This is a genomic window from Aestuariibaculum sediminum (genome assembly GCF_014596945.1).
Classification (GTDB): domain Bacteria; phylum Bacteroidota; class Bacteroidia; order Flavobacteriales; family Flavobacteriaceae; genus Aestuariibaculum; species Aestuariibaculum sediminum.
In genome coordinates this window covers 614789-632886 of sequence record NZ_JACVXB010000001.1, presented here as the reverse complement: position 1 = coordinate 632886, position 18098 = coordinate 614789, and the positions used below count along the sequence as shown (strand labels likewise).

Annotated in this window: 14 protein-coding genes; 4 read left to right on the top strand and 10 right to left on the bottom strand. The window is 34.9% G+C overall.

The window, feature by feature from the left end:
* Positions 1-4 precede the first annotated feature (4 nt).
* Positions 5-3094 (bottom strand): SusC/RagA family TonB-linked outer membrane protein, encoded by a 3090-nt coding sequence (locus tag ICJ83_RS02910; RefSeq protein WP_188228850.1) that lies wholly within the window; start codon positions 3092-3094, stop codon positions 5-7.
* A gap of 238 nt (positions 3095-3332) precedes the next feature.
* Here ICJ83_RS02910 and ICJ83_RS02905 point away from each other — a divergent pair, with 238 nt between their 5' ends.
* The 3 genes from ICJ83_RS02905 to ICJ83_RS02895 all read left to right on the top strand — a co-directional run bounded on the left by ICJ83_RS02905 (position 3333) and on the right by ICJ83_RS02895 (position 5644).
* Positions 3333-4373 carry a sensor histidine kinase gene (locus ICJ83_RS02905; RefSeq protein WP_223154573.1) on the top strand — a complete coding sequence of 347 codons (1041 nt, stop codon included), beginning with the start codon at positions 3333-3335 and terminating at the stop codon, positions 4371-4373.
* Positions 4370-5092 (top strand): LytR/AlgR family response regulator transcription factor, encoded by a 723-nt coding sequence (locus tag ICJ83_RS02900; protein WP_188228849.1) that lies wholly within the window; start codon positions 4370-4372, stop codon positions 5090-5092. The genes ICJ83_RS02905 and ICJ83_RS02900 overlap by 4 nt, the downstream gene beginning before the upstream one ends.
* 117 nt (positions 5093-5209) lie before the next feature.
* The gene (locus tag ICJ83_RS02895) at positions 5210-5644 is read left to right on the top strand and encodes a LexA family protein (RefSeq protein ID WP_188228848.1); all 435 of its coding nucleotides are present in this window, start codon (positions 5210-5212) and stop codon (positions 5642-5644) included.
* 75 nt (positions 5645-5719) lie between these two features.
* Here ICJ83_RS02895 and ICJ83_RS02890 read toward each other — a convergent pair whose 3' ends face one another.
* From ICJ83_RS02890 to ICJ83_RS17040, 9 genes are all read right to left on the bottom strand, one after another.
* Positions 5720-6013, bottom strand: coding sequence for a FoF1 ATP synthase subunit delta/epsilon (locus ICJ83_RS02890; protein WP_188228847.1), 294 nt, complete (start codon positions 6011-6013; stop codon positions 5720-5722).
* Positions 6014-6076: 63 nt separating this feature from the next.
* Positions 6077-7585, bottom strand: coding sequence for a F0F1 ATP synthase subunit beta (gene atpD, locus ICJ83_RS02885; RefSeq protein WP_188228846.1), 1509 nt, complete (start codon positions 7583-7585; stop codon positions 6077-6079).
* A gap of 167 nt (positions 7586-7752) precedes the next feature.
* On the bottom strand, positions 7753-9000 hold the full coding sequence (locus ICJ83_RS02880) for a G-D-S-L family lipolytic protein (protein ID WP_317173250.1): 1248 nt from the start codon (positions 8998-9000) through the stop codon (positions 7753-7755).
* 42 nt (positions 9001-9042) lie between these two features.
* Positions 9043-9384 (bottom strand): hypothetical protein, encoded by a 342-nt coding sequence (locus tag ICJ83_RS17085; RefSeq protein ID WP_317173249.1) that lies wholly within the window; start codon positions 9382-9384, stop codon positions 9043-9045.
* A gap of 10 nt (positions 9385-9394) precedes the next feature.
* Positions 9395-12178 (bottom strand): TonB-dependent receptor, encoded by a 2784-nt coding sequence (locus ICJ83_RS02875; RefSeq protein WP_188228845.1) that lies wholly within the window; start codon positions 12176-12178, stop codon positions 9395-9397.
* A gap of 197 nt (positions 12179-12375) precedes the next feature.
* Positions 12376-14223: a glutamine--fructose-6-phosphate transaminase (isomerizing) gene (gene glmS, locus ICJ83_RS02870; RefSeq protein ID WP_188228844.1), complete on the bottom strand. Its 1848-nt coding sequence runs from the start codon at positions 14221-14223 to the stop codon at positions 12376-12378.
* Positions 14224-14382: 159 nt separating this feature from the next.
* Positions 14383-16068, bottom strand: a complete 1686-nt coding sequence (locus ICJ83_RS02865) for a DUF4270 domain-containing protein (RefSeq protein WP_188228843.1) — start codon at positions 16066-16068, stop codon at positions 14383-14385.
* A 107-nt stretch (positions 16069-16175) separates the two neighbouring features.
* Positions 16176-16982, bottom strand: coding sequence for a glycogen/starch synthase (locus ICJ83_RS02860; RefSeq protein WP_188228842.1), 807 nt, complete (start codon positions 16980-16982; stop codon positions 16176-16178).
* A 10-nt stretch (positions 16983-16992) separates the two neighbouring features.
* Positions 16993-17121 carry a hypothetical protein gene (locus ICJ83_RS17040; RefSeq protein ID WP_262891551.1) on the bottom strand — a complete coding sequence of 43 codons (129 nt, stop codon included), beginning with the start codon at positions 17119-17121 and terminating at the stop codon, positions 16993-16995.
* 89 nt (positions 17122-17210) lie between these two features.
* Here ICJ83_RS17040 and panC point away from each other — a divergent pair, with 89 nt between their 5' ends.
* On the top strand, positions 17211-18089 hold the full coding sequence (gene panC / locus ICJ83_RS02855; protein ID WP_223154572.1) for a pantoate--beta-alanine ligase: 879 nt from the start codon (positions 17211-17213) through the stop codon (positions 18087-18089).
* Positions 18090-18098 lie beyond the last annotated feature (9 nt).

Here is an 18098-nt window from a genome sequence, read left to right as displayed (position 1 = left end):
TGTCTTAGAAATTTATGTTAATGTTTAACCCTACACTTCTTGTTGAAGGTTGGTTATAAATATCTACACCTTGTAAACCTAAACCGGTACTCGCTGCAATATTGGGGTCGAAAGGAGCATCTTTATAGAAGAAAAACAAGTTGTTTGCTATTAAAGAGAAATTAATGTTGTCCACGAATGCTTCTTCGGTTAAAACCAGTTTGTAACCAAGTGAAAGTTCTCTTAAGCTTACGTTTGTTGCATCGTAAACATACTCCCCTAACATACCAGCTCTTCCGCCAACGGCATTGTAATATTCCTGAGCAGTAATTTGAGAAGCCGTTCCAGATTCGTTAACAACGTCTATCATTCCGCCGTTTATATTTCTTGCATTTGCCGTAGCCTGAGAAACTCCGTAATAATCATTTACAGCTTCGGTAACACTCATTACATCACCTCCAAATTTTCCGTCGATAAGGAAATTAAAGTTGAAGTTTCCTATCGTAAAATTGTTGTTCCAACCTAAAGTGAAATCTGGTTGTGCGTGTGCTACAGTTTCAAAACCTGTCGATAATAAAGTGCCTGAATCATTTATTACTGGGGTGCCGTTTTCATCTCTTACTAACGAACGAGCTTTGATACTTCCAAAGTCTTCGCCTTCAATTAAAGAATATTCATAACCGTTAACACCTCTCGCTGTAATAATAGCATCTCCGTCTTGTAAATCGGGGTGAACAGAAACAACTTTATTGTCGTTTTGAGCAAAGTTAAAGGCTGTATCCCATTTTAAATTATCATTATTTAATGGTTTTCCATTAAGAACAATTTCGAAACCTTTATTTGATATTTCACCTGCATTTACAATATTCAGTGCGTAGCCGTATGGATTTGGTTCTGCTTGAATGTAAAAAATTTGGTTCGTGGTTTTAGTGTCATAATAGGTAAAATCTAAGCCTAAACGGTTTCCAAAGAAACGCCATTCTGTACCAAATTCAACCGATTGTTGAAGCTGAGGTTTTAGTGTTTCACCTTCTTTTGGTCCGGTTGAAGGTTTGTTTATAAAAGAACCCGTTGCATCGATATAGCGTAAAGGATTTGTTGCATATGCAGGAATATCCGTTCCAACTTCGGCATAAGAGGCTCTAGCTTTAGCAAAAGAAATAGCTTGAGGTAACTCGAAAATATCACTTAAAACCGCGGTTAAACCAGCCGATGGGTAGAAAAATGAATAATTATCTGTAAATGCTAAAGTTGAAGACCAGTCGTTACGTGCTGTTAAGTCTAAAAATAGCATGTTTTTATAACCAAAGTTTAAAGAAGTAAAGACAGATTGTAATTCTCTTCTTTGTCTCGCTTGGTAGATGTTATTGGTATTCTCGAAGTTAGAAATATTGAAATAGTTAGGGTAATTAAGTCCTACACCATCACGACCAGAATCTAGGAACGTTTTATCTCCAATAGTGTATTTGGTTAAACTCGTACCTAACAAACCAGTAAAAGAGAAATTTTCACCTAAATCTGCATTATAATTTGCTATTAAATCAACATATTGTTGATTGTTTTCAGTTTTTTCTAGAATGTATCGTCCGTTATCACCAGAGTTAACAGGATCTGTTCCTGCATATTGTCTTTTGTCATAGGTAAAGTAAGCCTTATCGAAACTTGCTCTAGACTGTAAAGAGAAGTTATCTGTAACTTGATATTTTAAAGAGGCGTTAAGTAATACGCGTTGAGCAATATCTTTACTCGGAGTTCTGTAAGCTAACCAATATGGGTTTTGTTGGATGTTTTCATCGAAAGATGTGGCATACTGATCCATTTGGTTTAAAGTTGTATTGAAGTATTCAAATTTATCTTTGTAAATAGTTCTGTCAATACCTACAGGATTTAAATAATGTCCGGTTAATGGGTTTGCATATAAACCGTTAGTAGGTCTATTCCAAATGCGTTGGTCTGATAAGTTCACACTTGCTGAAACGTCTATTTTTTCATTTAAAAACTTAGCTGTTTCTCTTAAAGTAATATTGTTTCTTGTTAAACGGTTTTCCGGGATAACACCTTCGCCAATAGTATTTGCATACGAAAGGTAGGTTTGCGCTTTTTGATTTCCAGCAGTTAGCGATAAAGCATTAATTGAAGTAAAACCAGTGTTAAAAAAAGCTTTGGCGTCGTTACTTAAACCTGTAGTTTTTGCTCCCCAAGATTTTGGGTCTGTAACGTTTCCGTTTTCGGCAATAGCTTGTCCAACCGAATTACTTTGGTACTCCGATTGTAATTCTGGCAGCGACATGACATTATCTACTGTAAAACTCGTATTGTAGTTTACTGTTAATGCGCCTTCTTTTCCTTTTTTGGTTGTAATTAAAATAACACCGTTCGCACCTTGACTACCGTAAAGTGCCGATGCAGAAGCTCCTTTCAGTACGGTCATACTTTCAATGTCATCTGGATTAATCAACGACATAGCGTCTCCACCGTCGCGATTACCGGTTTGACTACCAAAAATATCAGTACCAGGTTCGTTTCCGTTTGAACCATTTCCTGAGTTTAACATAGGAATACCATCAATAACATAAAGGGGATCGTTATACGTAGTAGAGGCATTACCTCTTAAAACTACTTTTGTGGCACCACCTAAACCCGATGAACTTCGTGCAATGGTAATACCGGCAGACTTACCCGATAAACTATTAATAGGGTTGGTTTGTTTTACACGAGTAAGCTCTTCACCACCTACTTCCTGCGCTGAATAAGTAAGCGCTTTTTTCTCCTTTTTAATACCTAAAGCAGTTACAACAACTTCGGCCAGTTGCTCATTGTCTTCTGCCAATTGGACATCAATTGTTGTCCCTTCAGAAACGGTTACTTGCTTAGTTGTCATTCCTAAAAATGAAAACGTTAATACATCTCCAGTTTTGGCAGTAATCGAATACTTACCATCAAAATCGGTTAATGTACCTGTAGTAGTTCCTGAAATAATGACATTACATCCTGCTATTGGCATACCATCTGCTTGAGAGGTAACGGTTCCATTTATTTCCTTTTCTTGAGCAAATAGCTGCATGCTAAAGAATATGAAGGAAAACAAGAGTGTCGTTTTAAAATAATACTTCATAATTTGAATTGTTTAGTCTTGTTATTTTTATCAATGTTATTTAATTAAAAGTAACTACTGAAAAAAAATATCTAAACTACATAGTTTTGCATACAGAAGACAAAAAATTATCGATAAGTGTATTTTTAATTATAAACAATGCATGAATTAATTGTTAATTAGATATTATATGCTTAAAATTGCTACAAATAGTTTAATTGTTTTGACAATTTTTTAAAGATTATTTAAACCAAGACCCTTGTTAAAATTTAAGATTAAGAATACCATTGCGCCTAAGTATCACGTGCTTTTTTGGCTGACTTATTTCATTTTCAATGTGGTAAGATGGGGAAGTTATTTTAATGATTATGTGTATTCTATTAAATCTAATCTTGTTGAGTTTCCTATACATATTATTGCTGTTTACATTAATATTTACTATTTAATTCCAAAACTTATCTTAAAACGGCGCTATGTTACTTATGTACTTTCTTTAGTTGCTATGTTAGCCGCGGTTTATTTGGTAAGAACCGGATTAAATTACGTGCTTGTTACCAAAGATATATGGCCAGAGGCCCCTGGAGCAGGTGAGTTTATGCAGCTTAATCATATTATAGCAGTAGTGTTAGGTGAGTTGTATGTTATTGGTTTTGTTTCGGCGATAAAACTGGTTATTGATTGGAGTTTAGAAAAAAGACGTAATGAAAAATTAGCAAAACTGCAGTTAAGTACGGAGTTAAAATATTTACGAACCCAGATTCAGCCGCATTTTTTCTTCAATACGTTAAACAATTTATATGCGCTTACTTTAAAAAAATCGGATAGTGCTCCCGAAATGGTCATTAAAATATCTGATTTAATGCAATATATTTTATACGAGGTGAACAGTTCTAAAGCCGATTTACTGGAAGAGATAAACCATATAAATACCTATATTGATGTAGAACGTTTACGGTTTAATGAACGCGTAGAATGTGAAATGGATATTTCAGGCTCGGTTGAAGACGTGCAGGTACCTCCTTTATTATTTTTAACATTTATTGAAAATTGTTTTAAGCATGGTTTAAAAGGCACCGACATGGTAAGGGTTAATATGAGTTTTGAAGTATTACATACAGATTATTTAGAATTTAAATTATCCAATACCTACAAGCCAGAACAAACCAATAAAGGTGAAACTGGTATAGGTATAGCAAATACTAAACGACGTTTAAATTTGTTATTTAATAGTGATTATAAATTTGAGACATATACCGATAAAAATATGTATCATCTTTATCTAAAAATTCCGATTCGATGAAAATAAAATGTGTTATTATAGATGATGAAGCTTTAGCTATCGAAGTTATAGAAGACCATTTAAAGAATTTCGATAACTTCGAGGTCGTAGGAACTTTTACTAATCCTTTGCAAGCCTACGGCAGTTTAGAACAGGATAAAATTGATGTGATTTTTTTGGATATTAACATGCCGCAGTTAAACGGTTTCGATTTTATTGAGAATTTGAGTTACAACCCTCTTGTAATCATTACCACTGCCTATCGAGAATATGCAGTAAAAAGTTTCGAATTAAATGTTTTAGATTATCTGGTGAAACCTATACCGTTTAATCGATTTTTAAAAACCATTAATAAAATATATCAGCAGGTTCATTCGAATAGCACGAACTCCGACGTGTCGCTTCAGCAGGAGCCACATATCTTTTTAAAGGTCGGTAAAAAGTTAGTGAAAGTAAATTTGAACGATATTCTTTATATCGAAAGTCTTAAAGATTATATAAAGGTGATTACTACCATTGGAGATTATGTGGTTCACAAATCATTAACAGCGATTTCAGAAGAACTACCACAATCCAATTTTTTGCGTGTGCATCGCTCATATACTATTTCTATAAGTAAAGTAAATTCTATAGAAGGTAATTTAATAGAAATTTCTAATCGAAAAATACCTGTTGGAAGAAATTATGTTAAAATTGCCAAAGAGCGTATTTTAAATAATGCCGATGAAATTGAAAATTAGGATGTGCCTATATTTTACTTAAATGCTCATAATATTATGAATGATTATTTTTAGGGATATAATTACTCGAAAATGAACGGATTAAATGTTTATATTTGAGTATTAAATATATGAATTGTGCATACTACCGATAGTTTAACGTTTTTTACTCCCGAAAGTTCCGATAGCTTGGGGGCTTTATTTTTTGATACGGGTATTTCATGTGGTATTCCTTCGCCTGCCGAAGATTTTAGTCAGCAACGTTTGTCTTTAGATAAAGAGCTTGTTAAAAATAGCGAAACAACTTTTTTTGCCAGAGTTAGTGGACAAAGTATGATAGGCGCGGGATTAGAAGATAACGATTTACTTGTTATTGATAGAGGTTTAGAGCCTCAAAATAACCGTATTGCAGTTTGTTTTTTAGATGGAGAGTTTACTGTAAAACGACTGCGTGTCGATAATGGCGAGGTATGGTTAAAGCCGGAAAACCCAAATTATCCTATTATTAAAATTACACAGGATAATAAATTTTTAATTTGGGGAATAGTTACTAATGTTATCAAGAAGGTGTAGATTTCCTTTTAAGTATAAAAAAAAAACGCGAAGCCATGGCTTCGCGTTTTTTTATTGTGAATAAAGTAAATGTTATTAGTCAACTAAAACAATTACTTTATTGTCTTTCATTTCAATAGTTCCCGACTTGATTTTTAAAGTTAACACTTTGTCATCGTCGTTGTGTGGAACAACTTCAGAATGCAGGGTGTCGAAAACCAAGTGGCTTTGTGTATGTGTATGAATTTTAATGGTTCCTTCGGTTAAAATTGACACGATAGATGCGTGATCATTTAATATTTGAAATTCACCATTAATACCAGGTAAGGCTACAGAATCAACTTCTGCGTTAAATAAAGTAGCTTCCGGTGATACAATTTCTAAATTCATATGTTTTTTGTATTGAGTATTGAGAACTTAATAGTTTTACCACTAAACGCTCAGTACTTGTTTTTACGCTTCAGCTAACATTTTTTCTCCAGCTTCGATGGCGTCTTCGATAGTTCCTTTAAGGTTAAACGCTGCTTCTGGTAAGTGATCTAATTCACCGTCCATAATCATGTTAAATCCTTTAATAGTTTCTTTAATATCTACTAAAACTCCAGGAATACCAGTAAACTGCTCAGCTACATGGAAAGGTTGAGATAAGAAACGTTGTACACGTCTAGCACGAGATACAGCTAATTTATCCTCTTCAGATAACTCTTCCATACCAAGGATGGCAATAATATCTTGTAACTCTTTATAGCGTTGTAATAACTCTTTTACGCGTTGTGCACAATCGTAGTGCTCATTTCCTAAAATATCGGCAGTTAAGATACGAGAAGTCGAATCTAAAGGATCTACCGCTGGGTAAATACCTAACTCAGCAATTTTACGAGATAATACTGTTGTTGCATCTAAGTGGGCAAACGTTGTTGCTGGTGCAGGGTCGGTTAAATCATCTGCAGGTACGTAAACCGCTTGTACAGATGTAATTGATCCTTTTTTAGTTGAAGTAATGCGCTCTTGCATTGCACCCATTTCTGTTGCTAAAGTTGGTTGATAACCTACTGCAGAAGGCATACGACCTAATAATGCAGATACCTCAGAACCAGCTTGTGTAAAACGGAAAATATTATCTACGAAGAAAAGTACATCTTTTCCTTGTGCGTCTCCAGCACCATCACGGAAATACTCGGCAATTGTTAAACCAGATAAAGCAACACGTGCACGTGCTCCTGGTGGCTCATTCATTTGTCCGAATACGAAAGTTGCTTTTGATTCTTTCATTTTAGATTTATCAACTTTAGATAAATCCCATCCGCCATCTTCCATAGAGTGCATAAAGTCTTCACCGTAACGGATAATACCAGACTCTAACATCTCTCTTAAAAGGTCATTTCCTTCACGAGTTCTTTCACCTACACCGGCAAATACCGATAAACCACCGTGACCTTTTGCAATATTGTTAATTAACTCCTGAATTAATACTGTTTTACCTACACCAGCACCACCAAATAATCCAATTTTACCTCCTTTTGCGTAAGGCTCAATTAAGTCGATTACTTTAATACCTGTAAATAAAACTTCGGTAGAAGTTGATAAATCTTCGAATTTCGGTGCTTCTCTATGAATTGGTAAACCAGCTTCACCAGCTTTAGGTAAATTTCCAAGACCATCGATAGCATCACCAATTACATTGAATAAACGTCCGTAAACATCATCTCCAATCGGCATTTGTATAGGTGCTCCAGTTGCAACAACTTCAGTCCCTCTACTTAATCCATCTGATGAATCCATTGCGATTGTACGTACGGTATCTTCACCAATGTGAGACTGTACTTCTAATACTAATGTAGAACCATCAGCTTTTTTAATTTCTAATGAATCGTAAATTTTTGGAAGTTCTGAACCAGCTCCGAACTCTACGTCGATAACCGGACCAACTATTTGTGCAACTTTACCTGTAACTTTAGACATTACTTATATGTTTAATATTATGCGTTTTAATTCAATGAAAACACTTATAGTTTTCGGCTGCAAAGATAATTTTTTTAATTTAAAAAGAAAGTTGTTTTTACAGCTTTTTTTATAATAAAAAAACACCTTCGCTTTGAAGGTGTTTAAATGTGGTGACAAATAATTATTTATTGTAATGCCGGTGAATAATTTGTTGGGTAATTCCCGACGTTAATTAACATTCCAGATTCTTCAAAATTAGATTCGTATGTAGCATCAATAGCTTTCATAAATTCGTTAGCTAAAAACGAATATCCTCTTGCTGTTAAATGAACGCCATCTAATGAAAAAACACCACCTACAACAAGCTTTGATGATAAATTATAATTGCCACTTGTAAGGCCATCTGTTGCTAACGTGTTTAATAAGGTATTGGTGTCAACATAAGCTAAACCTGCGTCGGAACGCACTGCGTCTATAACTGCATTAAAACTGTTTGTAGCAGCTTCTATTTCATCTTGTTCGTTCGGTATTAAGACCCATTTATCTTCTAGCGGAAGAGAAATCCCTTCTATAGAAAATTGTCCTGCAAGTGCTGCTGGTAAATTTTGATTCATTAAAAATGTCATGAAATCAGAGTTAATCGTACCTATAACGTTAGAACTAGGTAATACCAAAAGATCGTCTTCCGTGGCTTGTCTCGCCTGACCGTAAACCATGCCAAATAAATTGGCTACAAGTGGCGCTGCTTGTTCTGATAATCCAAAAGATTGCACAAACAATTTAAAATTAGGACTGGCATTTAGAGCCGTTTCTATTTCTGATGAAAGATTTTGCAAACTTTCATCTTTAATAACTACGGCGCTAGCTTCAGAATTTGAAAATACAATATTACGCTCTGGAACGCCTAAATATGTGAACACCTGATTTAATTGTCCGAAAACGGCATTAAGCGTTGGAATTTGAGGACCAAAATCCGGGTTCGTCGGATCTAGGGGGTTGTATGGTACTGTAGTAAAATGCGGAATATTGGTTACATTAGGAATATTAGCCACAACACCTTGTGCGCCTTGTGAGGTTAAAGTCGTTACAATCGCGGCATAAGTTTCCGTGAATCCAATACCTATTCCACCTGTTAAAGGAGTTATAGGGTTTGAACCATCACCACCAGATAAGGCGTATCCTAAAATATCATTATTTCCTATCCAAAGCGAAAAAAAGCTTGGTGATTGTGCCATGGCATCTCCTAATATTGTTGCCGTTGGGGACGAGGCCATTCTAACAAAATACGGATTTGCTAAACCGGCTTGTAAATTGTTTGGATTACCATAGCCATCATATAACAAATGATAACTTTTTGCTCCTGGTACCCCCATATTGTTAAAAGGTCCTGCTGGATTATTTAAAATGATATCAGTTGTAGAGGTGGCTTCCAATGGTGCTGGTCCAGAACCATTAAAGTATAACCTAGGACCAAATCAATTTGCGCCTGTTTCGGGATTTAAAATAGGATTACCTCCAGCTATTAAACCGCCAATATTATCATTCATTAAAGGTTGAACAAAATCGCCACCTCCTGCCAAAGCAAATCTGCCCGCCAAAATGTTGGGTAATGAATTTTCTTGTCCTGCAATAAATAAGGCGTTATCAGTAAAGCCTGCGGTTAAGGAATTACCAACTGAAACAAAAGTTGAGAAGTTTGCTGTACCTGATGTTAATTCTGGTTTTATTTCGTTGTCCTCTCTGCTAACATCTTCTAAATCGTTACAAGCTGTAAAACTTACTGCTATTAAAAACAGATATATATATTTTAAATTCATAATTCTAAAATTATAGATTGTTAATTACCCAAGACACATAGTACATAGACCCTATGTAACCTGTACCAAATGCCGTGTAGTATTCTTTACCAGTTAGGTTGGTGCCACCTATTTTAAACTGCGATTTTATTGAAGGTACTTTGAAGCTAACTTGCGCGTCTAATACATGAAATTCTGGAATGGCACCATTACCAAAAGTTGCTTCCCAATAGTAATCGTCACTAAATCTATAAGAAACATTAAAACCAAGATTTTTAACTACTTCCGTATTTCCGAATGAGGCTTTAAATTTATGTTCAGGTGTGTTAAAAAATGTTGTAAAGTCAGGGTATTTATTCTGATCGAAATCTAGTTTTGCATACGTATAACTTCCGCTTAAATCGTAATCTCCAAATATTTTCGTCGATACACTAATAGAGGCGCCATAAGAATTAACGTTGGCAGGAGAATTTGTGTAAGTACTGTAAGCTTGATAGTCACCATTTGAAATGGCGGCAACTGACAAGCCTCCGTCGCCAACTTCACCATAATAAGGAGCTACAACTACCTCTTGAGATAGAAAATCTTTATAAGAGTTGTAATAAGCACTAAAGTCTATAGTAACTGTGTTTAGTTTTCCTCGATAACCAATTTCTCCCGATGTTACTTTTTCTGGTTTAACCAACTCCGGATTAGCTATTTCTAAAACGGCAGGATTTCCTGTTTCAGATAAAGCAGTAACTGAACTTGCTGTATAAGAATTGTTGTAAGCAACGGCTCCTGTTTGAGTAATTGTACTTGGTTGTCCGTAAGCAGTTTGTCCTGTAGTACTCACGTTATATGTTCTAGACCACCTGTCTAAATTATCTGGAGCAGAACCTACTAAAATAGCTCTACCAGCATCAAGACCTATAAATAAATCTTGTGTTGTTGGATTTCTGAAACCTGTTTGCACAGAAGCACGTATATTGTGGTTTTTGTTAATGGTTAATCCAGCTGAAAGTCTTGGAGAGTAAAAGCCATCAAAAAATTCAGATTTATCGTAGCGAATAGAACCTGTAAGTTTTAAATTTAAAGCATCATTTAAATCGATAGCTTTTTGAATTTGCGTGTAAACACCAAATTCAGAATAATCAATATTACCATCGTAATCGGTGTAGATGGTTCCAAAGCTATTCAAATTATATTTTCTGTATGAACCACCAACCTGAATTTCGGCCCAGTCGATTAAGTGACTAAAGTTATAATTTGCATCGGTATGGTAGTATTTAGATGCATCCTGAAATTTTGAACCTGTCGATAAATCGGGATCATTAATACTTCGGTTAAATGCAGCGATATATTCTGGTGTTCCTGGTAAATAGCGCCCAGTATCGGCTACTGCTCTTGCCTGGGCATGGGCTTGGGCTTCAGTAGCACCACCAAGAGTAGCTTGTACAAAAGTACCCGCATATTCCCCAAACCAGGTCTCGTCATCTTTCCATGCTCGGTTAATGTTAATACCTGTAAATACCATGTCGTAAGAGTCTCCAGCTTTATCTGTTACAACATAGGTTCTAACAAAAAAGTTATCATTTCTTACTTCTAATTTATGTTGTTGTTGAAAAAATCCATTAATGTTATAACGATTGGTTCCCTGATATAATGTTGTTCCTGTACCTACTTTTCCAACATATTGGATTTCAAAATCATTAGCCCATGGTCTAAAAAATAATCCCCAATCGGCTTTAATACTTTCCGCATTATAATTGGTTAAATATTTTTCGTTGTACCCTGTTCTACTAACAATTTCAGAAGGCACTAAGGCATTAGCTCCATTAGGTAGAATTCCTAATTCTTCAAGAGTCACAGCAACTTCCTTAATGTTGGTAGCAACTTCATCTCCATATACGTTAATTCCATCGTAGTTTGGGTCTAACCTTGTTCCTTCAGGTCTGGTTTTATCTGCTTCACTTGTAGCTGCCCAGTCTGTACCTTTTAAGTATCCAAAATTAACTTTAGCAGCAAAATAGTCGGAGAATTTATGCGCTGCACGAAAACTAACGTCGGTATAAGGGTTATCTCCAGCAGCTTTTTGAGATGTAATTCCGCGTTTTACAGATGCACTTATTCCTTGATGGTCAAATGGGTTTTTACTGCGCATAAATAAAATACCATTAAAAGCATTGGCTCCATATAATGCTGATGATGCTCCAGGCAATAATTCTACGCTTAAAACGTCGGTTTCAGTCATTCCAACTAAATTTCCAATGGGGAAGTTTAAGGCTGGTGTAGAATTATCCATGCCATCTACCAATTGCATAAATCGATTATTAGCAAACGTTGCAAATCCTCTGGTGTTCACCGATTTAAAGGTTAAACTATTGGTGTTAACATCTACGCCTTTTAGGTTTTCCAAACCATCGTAAAAATCCACTGAAGCCGTATTTTTGATATCTCGTAGTCCGAATCGTTCAACAGTTACTGGCGATTCAAATATGCGTTCTGGAGTACGTGAAGCTGAAATAACAACTTCATCTAATGAAGTGCCTTCTTTTAGAATTAACACAATATTTTGGCCAGCCTTGGTAATTTCTAAAGTGGCTGTATCGAATCCAACACTACTGGCTTGGATAGTAAATGGAGGATTTTCATTTGTTGTTAAACTGAAGTTTCCGTCAAAATCACTAATGGTTCCACTTGAAGTCCCAATAATAATAATATTGGCACCTGCAATTGGAAGGTCGCTGTCATCTTTTACTACACCACTGATTGTTGTTTGTGCATATGTGGCAAAACAACACAGTAAGGCATAGAGAGGGAGTAATGTTTTCATTTAAATAATTAGTTAAGTTTTAGTTCAATTTGATGTAAGAGCTATACATGTTGTTAAAAATATAAAAAAATTATGCATGCATAGTATATTTTAATAAAAAAATGCAAGTATTTTATGTATTTCGCAATTAGTAAGTGAAAAACGCCAAGGTTTAAGTTAAACCTTGGCGTTTTTATTTTAATGTTGTAAGAATAAAGCTATTCAACAGTGACCGATTTGGCTAAATTTCGGGGCTGGTCCACATTTTTACCTAATAAAACAGCAATATGGTATGATAACAATTGTAATGGAATTGTTGTGATTAATGGTGACAACGATTCTAAAGTTTCAGGAACTTCGATAACGTGATCGGCCAGAGCTCTTACTTGAGTGTCTCCTTCGGTAACGATTGCTATAATTTTACCTTTTCTTGATTTAATTTCCTGAATATTGCTAACTACTTTTTCGTAGTGACCTTTTTTGGTTGCGATAACAACAATAGGCATGTTTTCATCAATTAGGGCTATAGGACCGTGTTTCATTTCGGCTGCAGGATACCCTTCGGCATGAATATAGGATATTTCTTTAAGTTTTAGTGCGCCTTCTAAAGCTACGGGAAAATTATACCCGCGTCCTAAATACAAACAATTGCGAGAGTCTTTATATAAATCTGATATTTCCTTTATATGCGTGTCCGATTTTAGAGCACTTATAATTTTGTCAGGAATCATTTCTAATTCTAAAAGATGCTGACGGAATTCCGAGCTACTTATTGTGCCTTTAGCTCTTGATAATCGCAAAGCAATAAGTGTTAATACCGTAATTTGTGTGGTAAAAGCCTTTGTTGATGCTACTCCAATTTCTGGTCCAGCATGGGTATATGCCCCTGCATGGGTTTCGCGTGCAATAGATGAACCAACCACATTACAAACACCAAAAACAAAAGTACCTTTAGACTTAGCTAATTTTATTGCGGCCAGAGTGTCCGCAGTTTCACCCGATTGCGAAATAGCAATAACAATATCCTTTTCAGTAATTATCGGGTTTCTATATCGGAATTCAGAGGCGTATTCGACTTCAACAGGAATTCGGGCTAAATCTTCAAAAATGTACTCGGCTACAAGTCCAGCATGCCATGATGTGCCACATGCAACAATTATGATACGATTGGCATTCAGAAATTTTTTCATGTTATCTTCAACGCCTGCCATTTTAATAATGGCTTCTTGTCGTAAAAGTCGACCACGATAAGTATCGTTAATCGCTTTAGGTTGCTCGTGAATTTCTTTCAGCATAAAGTGATCGTAGCCACCTTTTTCAATTTGTTCAAGATTTAATTTTAATTCTTGAATGTAAGGATCTACAAGAGAATCGTCTTTAATTTTTCTAACCTTAATGTCTTTATGAAGTCTCACGATTGCCATTTCTTCATCTTCCAGGTAAATGGCATTTTTTGTATATTCTAAAAATGGCGAAGCATCACTGGCAATAAAAAATTCATTCTCACCAACCCCAATAGTTAGTGGACTTCCTAAACGAGCAATAATCAATTCATCGGGATTATTTTTGTCGAAAACAGCAATCGCATAAGCACCAATAACTTGATTAAGGGCTATTTGTACGGCTTTGCCTAGTTTAACTTGTTCCTGAATTTGAATATCTTCAATTAAATTGATAAGTACTTCCGTATCTGTATCAGATTGAAATGTGTAGCCTCTTGCAATTAATGCTTTTTTTAAGGCTTCATAATTTTCAATAATACCATTATGAATGATGGCAAGGTTACCTGAGTTAGAAATATGAGGATGTGAATTTACATCGTTCGGTACACCATGCGTCGCCCAACGCGTATGTCCGATACCTATTTGTCCACTTTTATTGTTGTCTTTGCTACAATGGGATTCTAAATCGGAAACTTTTCCTTTGGTTTTAGATATATTAAGATTTTCACCGTCGTAAAGTGCTATACCAGCACTATCATAACCGCGGTATTCTAGACGTTTTAGACCTTCAATTATAATGGGATAGGCGTCTCTTTTACCTATATAACCTACAATTCCACACATATCTTTATCTTTTTTTAGATAATTAAGATTATATTGTTTTGCGTTGCACAGAACAAAGTTGCTATTAATCTAATTGAAATTGAAAGCCTTGGCTTTATTTTTTCTATTTATCTGAATCGATAAAAGGGATTTAGATAAACATTTTGAATTCAAAAAAATTTATTTGGGTTCTGTAAAATACACTTCTAGTTTCATTTTAGCTTCAGGAATAGCGCTGTTCGTTCCATGAACTATTGTTCCTCTTGGCGTAATGATAGATGCAGAAGGTATTCTGGAAACCTCTTGATTTTCTTTATTTAATAATTTCGCCGTATTATTTGCATTTACATTTGTCGATAAGACTAAACCAATTTTTGTGTTGGTAGAATCCTTCAATAAAATATTATTTAAATGCTCTGTAATACGAATTTTATATTTTGTACGCCCAGTGTCGTCTGATCGGCGTTGTCCTAAATGAACAATAAGTGAATTGTACGGAGAAGCCGAATTGGTAATAGGATCTAAAACATAGTCAGCCAGTACTGAATTGTTTTTTATATCGTAGGCATATAGTCGATCATAGTCATGAAATGAATCATCGCCACCTGTTGGCATCGTTTCGTCTTCATAAACTACCAATTGCGCTTCGTTTATTAATCGTTTTAATATGTAGTTACCTCTCTCGTCCTTTTTGTATTCGTTATTGCCAAGAGGAATTCTATAGTTATTAATAAAATTCTCTAAATCGGCTTCTGTTGGAAATAAATTCACAACACCCATAGACCCTTCAGTACCTTTTAAATATAACTTTTCATCACCATCAACCTGATTGCCATCAGCTAGCGATACCTTATTGTAGTCGTTAATAAACGTATTTAAAGTTTTTCCTGAAAAGTTTAGTGTATACGTGCTGTTAAAATCTGTGGTAATGGCGTTATCACCAGTTCCTGTGGTTGCTGAATAAGAATAATAGATTGTAATATTAGCGTTTGAAGCGCTTAAATCTAACATTACCATTTGTCCAGATGTACTAGTCGCTTCTGCTTTAAAGTATAACCCTCTAAAGTAGTTTTTAAAGACACTTGAAGAAGACAGTACATCATTGTCTTCTTGGTCGATAATCGTTGTTTTCCAAAATTCGGTATCTAATTTTACGCGCAATGCCGGAGCGATATACGTTGTTTCTTCTAAACTACCATCTTCTTCATCGAAAGTGTCAAGGCGAATACGGTCTGAGCTCGGTAAAAATGCTAAGTTTTCAAATAATAAGTCGCCTTTATGTTCATCGAAATTAATTGTAGATGTTCCGTTAATGCTAAAATTATCAGTCATGTTAACTTCGCCATCTCCTTTGGAAAAATAGTTTTGAGCCTCCCCAAGCGACCCGTTTGGGTCGAAATCTCTTAAATAATAATTGTTTTTATAAACCGATAATTTAATCGGAGCATTGGCGTCGCCATAAAGCGAATCACCAATGGTGTATAGATTTCCATTTTCGTCAGAATCGTTAATTCTGCTGTAATATGGAATAGTCATAACTACCGAATCAATAACTGTTTCATCTCCAAAATTAGGACTGAACGTTGATGGGGTTAATTGCGTAACAATACTTGCCGTTGTTTGGCCGTAAGCAGGATCATTAAATACACCAAGAAGGTAAGACGATAATCCGTCGATTTGTAATGAATCTAACTTTTTATTGTAAGCAAGTATAGGTAATGATTCTTTGTTGGTTTGAAAATTTGTGTTTTCATCTCCAAGAACATTACTGTCTACAGAAGCAAATTCGCTATCGCAAGCAATAAGGGATGCAATTACAATGGAATAAACTACACAATATTTAAGGGCGTTTATGGTCTTTTTCATAAGTGATTTTAACGAAAAATTGGAAAACTTATTTTGATAACCAGTTATTATAAATTGTGTCTAGCATGAAACACGAGGTTAACAAATGGCATGATAATGACAAACCTTTATATTAGGTTTTCGTTTATAAATGCAGTATAAGCTTGTCCAAATTCATCTTTAGGTTTATATTCTAAAGTAGGTTTGTTTGATGCTTCTGTATACGCTTTTAAATCTTCGGGAATATCTTCCGAACCGTAAATTAAAGCATCAGAATAATCAATAGCTACTTTCATTAAATTTGTATACGAAGGTTTTTCAAGAATCTTGATGGCGTCTTCGTTGATGTTGTCAAATTTAACTTTATTAACCATATCTTCATTTAATGAATTGTTAAAACTTTGACTGTAAACTGATGTTACAATTTTACTTTCATTAAATAAAGGTTCGTCTTTGTAGTATTCTTTTAGGTAAACTGGTAATAAAGAAGCTAGCCAGCCATGAACATGAATAACGTCTGGAGACCAGTTTAGTTTTTTTACTGTTTCTATAACGCCTTTAGCAAAAAATATGGCACGTTCATCATTGTCAGGAAACAGGTTTCCGTCTTCATCTGTTAACGTGGCTTTTCTTTTAAAGTATTCGTCGTTATCAATAAAGTACACTTGAATGCGTTCTTTCGGTATCGATGCGACTTTAATAATTAGCGGCATGTCCAAGTCATTAATTACTAAATTTATACCAGAAAGTCTTATTACTTCATGTAATTGATGTCTTCTCTCATTAATGTTGCCGTACCTAGGCATAAAAATTCTTATCTGTCCTCCTTGTTGATTCACCAATCTAGGTGCTTCAAAAGACATTGAAGAAATTTCGGTTTCAGGTAAATAAGGCACTACTTCAGATGATACATACAATATCCTCTTATCTTTCATGTGTTTTTATTTATTGCTTAATAAGTTCGTATTCGGTGTTAAAAAAGGCATTGCCTAAATAACGCTTGTTTTGTTTGGTTTTTTGGCCAATAGCAACAATAATGCGGTATTTCATAAAAATAAGAAATACAATTATCATGTTTTATAAAGGTCCAGCTTTTGTTAATTCAAAATAAAAAACACGCAAAAGTACAAAAATTTATGCTAATTGGCTGTAAAATCTTAAGTTTGCACCCGCTAAATTTTATAAGAACGGTGGAAGTTTATTCAGAAAAACAACAAATTAAGAAGGTTTTAGGTGCTTTTAAAGACCAAAATTTTACTTTGGGTATGGTTCCTACCATGGGAGCTTTACATAAAGGTCATTTGGCTTTAGTAGAAAGAGCCCTACAAGAAAACGACAAAGTTGTAGTTAGTATTTTCGTAAACCCAACGCAGTTCGATAATAAAGCCGATTTACAAAATTACCCGCGAACTTTAGAGCAAGATGTAGCGCTTCTTAAAGGCGTAAGTAAAGATAGAATTTTAGTTTATGCACCAACTGTAGAAGATGTTTATGAGGGGCGTTTACAAGCAGAGCACTTCGATTATGATGGCTTGGAATTTGAAATGGAAGGCAGGTTTCGCGATGGACATTTTGATGGTGTAGGCACCATAGTTAAACGATTGTTCGAAATTGTAAAACCAAATAATGCTTATTTTGGAGAAAAGGATTTTCAGCAATTACAAATCGTTAAAAAGCTTGTTGAAAAGTTTCATATTCCGGTAAATATTGTCGGGTGCGATATTTACCGAGAAGACTCAGGTCTGGCTATGAGTTCTAGAAATACACGTTTAAAAAAGGAATACCTCGAAGCAGCTCCGTTTATTTACAAAACTTTAACAGCTGCCAAAACATATTTTGGCACAAAAAGTGCTAAAGAAGTAACGCAATGGGTTGAAAATGAGTTTAAAAAGCAAGAGCTTTTAGAGTTGGAATATTTTATAATAGCTGATGTTATAACTCTTAAAACCTTAACAGAAAAAGAAAATAATAAACAATACAGAGCGTTTATTGCAGTATATGCAGATGATATTAGGCTTATTGATAATATTGCTCTAAATTAATTACCTTTG

Excerpts from the sequence above, each read along its gene's own strand:
- ICJ83_RS17085 (WP_317173249.1), bottom strand. The coding sequence starts at position 9,384 with ATGAATTTAAAATATATATATCTGTTTTTAATAGCAGTAAGTTTTACA.
- ICJ83_RS02910 (WP_188228850.1), bottom strand. The coding sequence starts at position 3,094 with ATGAAGTATTATTTTAAAACGACACTCTTGTTTTCCTTCATATTCTTT.
- ICJ83_RS02890 (WP_188228847.1), bottom strand. The coding sequence starts at position 6,013 with ATGAATTTAGAAATTGTATCACCGGAAGCTACTTTATTTAACGCAGAA.
- ICJ83_RS02865 (WP_188228843.1), bottom strand. The coding sequence starts at position 16,068 with ATGAAAAAGACCATAAACGCCCTTAAATATTGTGTAGTTTATTCCATT.
- ICJ83_RS02875 (WP_188228845.1), bottom strand. The coding sequence starts at position 12,178 with ATGAAAACATTACTCCCTCTCTATGCCTTACTGTGTTGTTTTGCCACA.
- ICJ83_RS02900 (WP_188228849.1), top strand. The coding sequence starts at position 4,370 with ATGAAAATAAAATGTGTTATTATAGATGATGAAGCTTTAGCTATCGAA.
- glmS (WP_188228844.1), bottom strand. The coding sequence starts at position 14,223 with ATGTGTGGAATTGTAGGTTATATAGGTAAAAGAGACGCCTATCCCATT.
- atpD (WP_188228846.1), bottom strand. The coding sequence starts at position 7,585 with ATGTCTAAAGTTACAGGTAAAGTTGCACAAATAGTTGGTCCGGTTATC.
- ICJ83_RS17040 (WP_262891551.1), bottom strand. The coding sequence starts at position 17,121 with ATGATAATTGTATTTCTTATTTTTATGAAATACCGCATTATTGTTGCT.
- ICJ83_RS02860 (WP_188228842.1), bottom strand. The coding sequence starts at position 16,982 with ATGAAAGATAAGAGGATATTGTATGTATCATCTGAAGTAGTGCCTTAT.